Below are 5,055 nucleotides of genomic sequence, written 5' to 3' on the forward strand. Positions count from 1 at the left end.
CCGCCACCGCCACTGACGGCGCCACTGACGGCGACAGCGACAGCGCCACCGAGGTCGTGGTGCTCGTCGACCCGCAGGGTCCGGGCGTCACGCTGCTGCCAGCTAGCTCGTCGGCCGGCACCCCCACCTTCACCGTCGTGCTCGAGGGCGCGCCGGCCGAGCCGCTCGAGGCGGGCGCCGCGGCCTACCTCCGCGACGTGGCCGCCGCCGGACTCGTCGTGACCGCGGCCGGCGTGCTGGCCGGCGCCCGCGACCTGACCGCCGACTACGTCAAGGGGCGTGAGCAGTTCGGCCGCGCGCTGGCGCAGTTCCAGGCGGTCTCCTTGCAGATGGCCGACGTCTACGTCACCAGCCGCACGCTCGACCTCGCCGCCGACAACGCGGTCTGGCGGGTCGCCAACGGCCTTCCCGCCGCCGACGACCTCGCGGTCGCCGCCTACTGGGCGAGCCACGTGGCGCCGTACGCCTTCCGCACCTGCCACCACCTCCACGGCGGCATGGGCGTCGACGTGACCTATCCGCTGGTGGGCTTCTCGAACTGGGGCACCGACCTCGCGCACGCCCTCGACACGTCGGGCGCCGAGGTGCCGGTCGAGGCGGCCGACGCCAAGAACCTCGAGCTCACCCCGGAGCAGCGCGCGCTCAAGGCCGAGCTGCGCAGCTACTTCGCCGGCCTCGCCGAGGAGTTCGGCCATCCGGCCGACCCGAGCCCGGTCGAGGGCGCGTGGGACCGGCACGGCGCGTCGTACGAACGTCTGATCAAGCGACTCGGCAGCGACGGCTGGATGGGCGTCGGCTGGCCCAAGGAGTACGGCGGCCACGGGCTCGGCGAGGTCGAGCAGACGATCTTCGCCAACGAGGCGCAGTACGCCGACGTCCACCTGCCGGCCGTCACCCTGCAGACCGTGGGTCCGACGCTGATCCGCTACGGGACCGAGAAGCAGAAGGACATGTTCCTGTCGCGGATCCTGAGCGGCGACGTGCACTTCGCGATCGGCTACAGCGAGCCGGACGCCGGCACCGACCTGGCGTCCCTGCGGACGACCGCGAAGCGGGACGGGGACCACTACGTGGTCAACGGCCAGAAGATGTGGACCACCGGCGGCCATCAGGCCGACTACCTCTGGCTGGCCGTCCGCACCGATCCCGACGCCCCCAAGCACAAGGGCATCTCGATCCTCATCGTGGACACCAAGGACCCCGGCTACAGCTGGACGCCGATCATCACCGCCGACGGCTCGCACCACGTCAACGCGACCTACTTCAACGACGTCCGGGTGCCCGGCGACATGCTCGTCGGCGAGGAGAACCAGGGGTGGAAGCTGATCACCACCCAGCTCAACCACGAGCGGGTCATGCTCGGCCCCGCCGGCCGGATCGAGGGGCTCCGCGACAAGGTGCTCCGGTGGGCCGACACGGCCGGGGTGCGCGACGAACCCGCTGTCGCCGAGCTGCTGGGCCAGGCGACGGCGGTCTTCCGCGTCAACGAGCTGCTCAACTGGAACGTCGCGCGCCAGGCCGCGAGCGGCGAGATCGAGGTCGCCGACGCGTCGGCCACCAAGGTGTTCGCGTCCGACCAGGTCCAGCACGTGCTCGCCGACCTGATCTCACTGGTGCACAAGTACGGCGACGCCGGCGACCCGAGGACCAAGGAGCTGCTCGACTACCTGGATGCGCAGGCCAAGCGCAACCTGGTGCTGACGTTCGGAGGTGGCGTGCAGGAGGTGCAGCGCGAGCTGATCGCGATGTTCGGGCTCGGGCTGCCGCGGGTGCCCCGATGACCGCCGAGAGCACCGAGGCCGCCGACGAGCGGCACCAGCGGATCATGGCCGAGGCCGAGCGGATCATGGCGCTCGGGGAGGCGTCGGAGACCGTCGCCCGCTGGGAGGTCAACCAGCCGACGATCGGCACCTGGCTCGACGCGATGGGCTATGACAACGAGCGGTTCCTCAACGGCGAGGCGCCACCGTCGATGGCCCAGGTGTGGACCATGCCCGGGCTCGGTCGCAAGCGCGCGTCCGACGACCCGCTGCACTCGATGATGGAGCTGCTGACCGCGGAGGGGTACACCGCCGTGCTGGGCACCAACACCGAGCAGACCTACGAGCGCTACCTCAAGGTCGGCGAGCACGTCCGCGTCACCACTGCGCTGGAGTCGGTCGCGGGCCCGAAGAACACGGCCATGGGCCTCGGCTACTTCGTCACCTCGCGCAACCGGTGGTACGTCGGCGAGGAGCTCGTGGCCACGATGCTGTTCCGCGTCCTGAAGTTCATCCCGAAGGACCCCGCATGATCCGACCGATGATCAACCGCGACTCGGCGTACTTCTGGGAAGGGACGCAGAAGGGCGAGCTGCGGATCCAGAGCTGCAACGCGTGCGGCGCGCTCCGGCACCCGCCCGGCCCGGCCTGCCCGTCGTGCGGTGCCCTGGACCGCGGCTACGTGGTCGCCTCCGGCACCGGCACCGTCTTCTCCTACGTCGTGCACCGGCACCCGCCGGTGCCCGGCAAGGAGCTGCCCATCGTGATCGCCCTGATCGACCTCGACGAGGGCGTGCGGATGGTCGGCGAGGTGGTCGGTGTCCCGGCCGAGGGCGACGGAGCGATCGAGATCGGGATGCGGCTACGCGTCGACTACAACCGGGTCGACGACGAGCTGACCCTTCCCGTCTGGAGGCAGGCATGAGGAAGCTGGAGACCGGGCAGGCGATTCCCGAGTGGAGCCTTCCGTTGACCCCGACCACGATCGTGAGCACCGCGATCGCCACCCGCGACTGGCAGGACGTCCACCACGACCGTGACGTCGCCCAGGCGGCCGGGTCCAAGGACATCTTCATGAACATCCTGACCACCAACGGGCTGGTCGAGAAGTTCGTCGCCGACTGGGTCGGGCACGACTGCGAGCTCAAGGGGATCGCGATCCGGCTCGGGGCGCCCGCGCACCCCTACGACACGCTGACGTTCAGCGGCTCCGTCGACTCCGTCGAGGACGGGATCGCGACGATCTCGATCGTCGGCAAGGTGTCGCTCGGCGATCACGTCACCGGCACGGTCAAGGTCGTGGCCGCATGACCGGGACACAGGATGCGCGAACCTTGCGAGGCAAGGCCGCCATCGTCGGCATCGGCGCGACCGAGTTCTCCAAGGAGTCCGGCCGTTCCGAGCTGCAGCTGTCCGTCGAAGCTGTCCAGCACGCGCTCGCGGACTGCGGCCTCACCGTCGCCGACGTCGACGGGCTGACCACCTTCACCATGGACACCTCCTCCGAGATCGCGCTGGCGCGCGAGCTCGGCATCGAGGAGCTGCGCTTCTTCAGCCGGATCAACTACGGCGGCGGTGCGGCCTGCGCGACGGTGCAGCAGGCCGCGATGGCGGTCGCCACCGGTGTCGCGGACGTGGTCGTCGCCTACCGCGGCTTCAACGAGCGCTCGGAGTCCCGGTTCGGCCAGGTGTCGGTCGCGGCCGCGACCCAGGTCAACACCAACGGGCTCGACAACGCGTGGACCTACCCGATGGGGCTCGGCACGCCCGCGGCGACCGTCGCGATGCAGGCCCGCCGCTACATGCACGAGTACGGCGCGACCTCGGAGGACTTCGGTCGGGTCGCGGTCGCAGACCGCCGGCACGCGGCGACCAACCCGAACGCGTTCTTCTACGGCAAGCCGATCACGCTCGAGGACCACCAGGCGTCGCGGATGATCGCCGACCCGCTGCACCTGCTCGACTGCTGCCAGGAGAGCGACGGCGCCGTGGCGCTGGTGATCACCTCCGCCGAGCGCGCTCGCGACCTGGCCCAGCCGCCGGCGTACCTCGCCGCTGCGGCGCAGGGGAGTGGCCGCGACCAGTTCGTGATGACGTCGTACTACCGCGACGACATCGGCATCCCCGAGATGGGGGTCGTCGGTCGTGAGCTGTGGCGGCAGTCGGGACTGGCACCCGACGACATCCCGATGGCGATCCTCTACGACCACTTCACGCCGTACGTCCTCATGCAGCTCGAGGAGCTCGGCTTCTGCGGTCGGGGGGAGGCACCCGGGTTCATCGCCGACGGGGCGATCGAGCTGGGCGGCCGGCTGCCGCTGAACACCCACGGCGGTCAGCTGGGCGAGGCCTACATCCACGGCATGAACGGCATCGCCGAGGGTGTCCGCCAGATCCGCGGCACCTCGGTCAACCCGGTCGACGACGCCCACCACGTGCTGGTCACCGCCGGCACCGGCGTGCCCACCAGCGGCCTGGTCCTCGCTGCGACCGTCTAGCCTGACCCGGTGAGCAGCGACCTCCCGGACACCACGGCGCCCGAGCGGAAGACGCTCGTCGACCTCCTCGCCGACAACCGTGCCGAGATCCTCGGGCTTCTCGACGGCCTGACCGAGGAAGAGGCCCGCCGCAGCCTGGTCCCCTCGCTGACCACGCTGCTCGGTCTCGTGAAGCACGCGGCGTTCGCCGAGCAGGTCTGGTTCCACGTCACCCTGACCGGCCGCACCCGTGCCGAGGTCGGGGTCCCCTCCGACATCGACGACAGCTTCCGGCTGGCGCCCGATGACACGATCGCATCGATCAGCGACAACTTCCGGCGGGTGTGCCAGGAGTCCGACCGGGTCGCGTTCGACCACGACCTCGACGACACCGGCACCCACCACCGGTTCGGCCCGGTCAGCCTGCGGTGGATGTACGTCCACATGATCGAGGAGCTCGCCCGCCACGCGGGCCACGGCGACATCCTGCGCGAGCAGGTCGTCGCGGCACGCGAAGGCTGACTCTGCCGCCCAGAGGTACGCCGGGCGGGGGCCACTACTTGCGGCCGCGACCCTTGCCGCCGCCCTTGCCGCCGCCCTTGCCGGACTTCTTCTTGCCCTGCTTGGCCTCCTTGCTGCCGGGCGCCTTCCTCGGCTTGTCGGCCTTGGGTCGGCTGCGGTTCTTTGCGGGACTGCTGAGGCTCACCGGTGCGGTGCTGGTGACGGGTGGGGGTGCGGTCGAGCGGGGGGCCGGGTCCTTCGTCGGCTTCGCCTTCGGCGTCGACGTCGGCGCGACCGCTCCCGCGGACGCCCCGGCA

Annotated in this window: 6 protein-coding genes and 1 pseudogene; 6 read left to right on the forward strand and 1 reads right to left on the reverse strand. The window is 70.7% G+C overall.

Features of this window, described 5'->3' with window-relative positions; translation table 11 throughout:
• The 6 genes from H0488_RS13210 to H0488_RS13235 all read left to right on the forward strand — a co-directional run.
• A partial coding sequence (locus tag H0488_RS13210) for an acyl-CoA dehydrogenase family protein (RefSeq protein WP_183099738.1) occupies positions 1 to 1,781 on the forward strand: 1,781 nt, incomplete at its 5' end.
• The gene (locus tag H0488_RS13215) at positions 1,778 to 2,293 is read left to right on the forward strand and encodes an FAS1-like dehydratase domain-containing protein (RefSeq protein WP_183099739.1); all 516 of its coding nucleotides are present in this window, start codon (positions 1,778 to 1,780) and stop codon (positions 2,291 to 2,293) included. The genes H0488_RS13210 and H0488_RS13215, both read left to right, overlap by 4 nt.
• On the forward strand, positions 2,290 to 2,685 hold the full coding sequence (locus H0488_RS13220) for a Zn-ribbon domain-containing OB-fold protein (RefSeq protein ID WP_246372051.1): 396 nt from the start codon (positions 2,290 to 2,292) through the stop codon (positions 2,683 to 2,685). Before H0488_RS13215 ends, H0488_RS13220 begins: the two co-directional genes overlap by 4 nt.
• Positions 2,682 to 3,071 carry a MaoC family dehydratase gene (locus tag H0488_RS13225; RefSeq protein WP_183099740.1) on the forward strand — a complete coding sequence of 130 codons (390 nt, stop codon included), beginning with the start codon at positions 2,682 to 2,684 and terminating at the stop codon, positions 3,069 to 3,071. Before H0488_RS13220 ends, H0488_RS13225 begins: the two co-directional genes overlap by 4 nt.
• Positions 3,068 to 4,258: a lipid-transfer protein gene (locus tag H0488_RS13230; protein WP_183099741.1), complete on the forward strand. Its 1,191-nt coding sequence runs from the start codon at positions 3,068 to 3,070 to the stop codon at positions 4,256 to 4,258. The genes H0488_RS13225 and H0488_RS13230 overlap by 4 nt, the downstream gene beginning before the upstream one ends.
• Before the next feature lie 9 nt (positions 4,259 to 4,267).
• Positions 4,268 to 4,759, forward strand: coding sequence for a DinB family protein (locus H0488_RS13235; protein WP_183099742.1), 492 nt, complete (start codon positions 4,268 to 4,270; stop codon positions 4,757 to 4,759).
• 34 nt (positions 4,760 to 4,793) lie between these two features.
• Here H0488_RS13235 and H0488_RS13240 read toward each other — a convergent pair.
• A pseudogene (locus H0488_RS13240) lies at positions 4,794 to 5,055 on the reverse strand (hypothetical protein); the annotation flags it as partial.

The organism is Nocardioides pelophilus (assembly GCF_014180685.1).
Taxonomy (GTDB): Bacteria; Actinomycetota; Actinomycetes; order Propionibacteriales; family Nocardioidaceae; genus Nocardioides; species Nocardioides pelophilus.

Bases quoted from the DNA above. Each gene is read 5' to 3' on its own strand.
- H0488_RS13215 (WP_183099739.1), top strand. From the start codon at position 1,778: ATGACCGCCGAGAGCACCGAGGCCGCCGACGAGCGGCACCAGCGGATC.
- H0488_RS13220 (WP_246372051.1), top strand. From the start codon at position 2,290: ATGATCCGACCGATGATCAACCGCGACTCGGCGTACTTCTGGGAAGGG.
- H0488_RS13225 (WP_183099740.1), top strand. From the start codon at position 2,682: ATGAGGAAGCTGGAGACCGGGCAGGCGATTCCCGAGTGGAGCCTTCCG.
- H0488_RS13230 (WP_183099741.1), top strand. From the start codon at position 3,068: ATGACCGGGACACAGGATGCGCGAACCTTGCGAGGCAAGGCCGCCATC.